Below are 1,307 nucleotides of genomic sequence, written 5' to 3' on the forward strand. Positions count from 1 at the left end.
ATTCGCGCGATGCGGTGATGCGTTCGCTCGAGGGCACGCTGAAGCGGCTGGACACCGACTATGTCGACATGGTTTCGATCCACGATCCCGACGAGGCCATTCATTTCGGCCCCGGCGAGGATCCCTATGCCCGGAGCCGCTTCCGGGAAGCCATGGACGGCGCCTATCCAGCGCTCGACGAACTGCGCTCGCAAGGCGTCATCAAGGCGGTCGGCGTCGGCATCAACCAATGGCAGATGCTGTCCGATTTCGTCGTTGCCGGCGCCTTCGATTATTTCCTGCTCGCCGGCCGCTACACGTTGCTCGAACAGGAGCCACTGGCGACCCTGCTGCCGCTCTGTGAACAGCGCGGCACGAGGATCATTATCGGCGGCCCCTACAATTCCGGCATCCTGGCGACGGGCGCGGTCAAGGGCGCGACCTTCAACACCAGGCCGGCTCCCGAGCCGGTGCTCGAACGCGTCCGCCGCATCGAGGCGGTGTGCGCCAGCCACAAGGTTTCGCTGCCGGCGGCGGCGCTGCATTTCCCGCTCGGCCATCCCCTGGTGTCGAGTGTCATCCCGGGTGCAAGGTCTGCCGATGAGCTGAAGGAGAATCTGGCCTATCTCAGGGAGGATATTCCGCCAACCCTTTGGGCCGATCTCAAACGACAGGGACTCATCGAGCCTGGCGCGCCCGTTCCCGGAGCGTGACAAGCAACCACCACGAGGGTTGCGAGCCGTGCTGGCGGCGGATGCCCGTGCCGTCTGCTGCCCTTTCAGGGTGGAATCAAAAGGCCTCAGTCGCGGCGGCCTGCCGGACAAGCGCCGCGATCACCTCCACAAGACGTGTCTTGCCTTTGACGCTGTTCTGTCCGCTGTTTTTGAAATCGATCCAGCCTTCGTTAAAGCCGTCGAGCATGCGGATGCGCGGCAGTGGGTTACGCGTACCCTGGGCACGGAAGAGGTCCTCCCAGCTTTCGCGCGGGACGATCTCCACCCGCACCGGATGCCCGAGCACTGTTGCGAAAGCCTCGGCGAGATCATTGGGCGAGACCCGCGCCGGGCCCTCCAGTTCCAGGACCCGCTTGCCGGTCCACTCCTCGCGAATCAGATCGGCGGCAAGCCGGCCGATATCCTGCGTCGCCACCATGGCGAAGGTCCTGTCGGCCGGTTGGAGGAAGCTGTGCAGCACGCCTTTGTCGCGGGCCGGGGCGACATCCCAAGCCGCATTTTCCATGAACCAACCGGGCCGCAGGAACGTGATGGGAAGGTCGAGCTTGCCGAGGGCGTCTTCCAGCATCGCCCGCTGGCTCAAGAGATTGTCCT

The 1,307-nt window shown here is 64.6% G+C and carries 2 protein-coding genes; one reads left to right on the top strand and one right to left on the bottom strand.

Features of this window, described 5'->3' with window-relative positions:
• The coding region (locus tag EOA22_RS33880; protein ID WP_164756194.1) for an aldo/keto reductase at positions 1-692 on the top strand (692 nt) is incomplete at its 5' end.
• A 76-nt stretch (positions 693-768) separates the two neighbouring features.
• Here the strand turns inward: EOA22_RS33880 and EOA22_RS33885 are convergent.
• On the bottom strand, positions 769-1,307 hold a 539-nt coding region (locus EOA22_RS33885; RefSeq protein WP_164756195.1), incomplete at its 5' end, for an NmrA family NAD(P)-binding protein.

This window comes from Mesorhizobium sp. M7A.F.Ca.US.014.04.1.1 (genome assembly GCF_003998745.1).
GTDB classification, from domain to species: Bacteria; Pseudomonadota; Alphaproteobacteria; order Rhizobiales; family Rhizobiaceae; genus Mesorhizobium; species Mesorhizobium ciceri.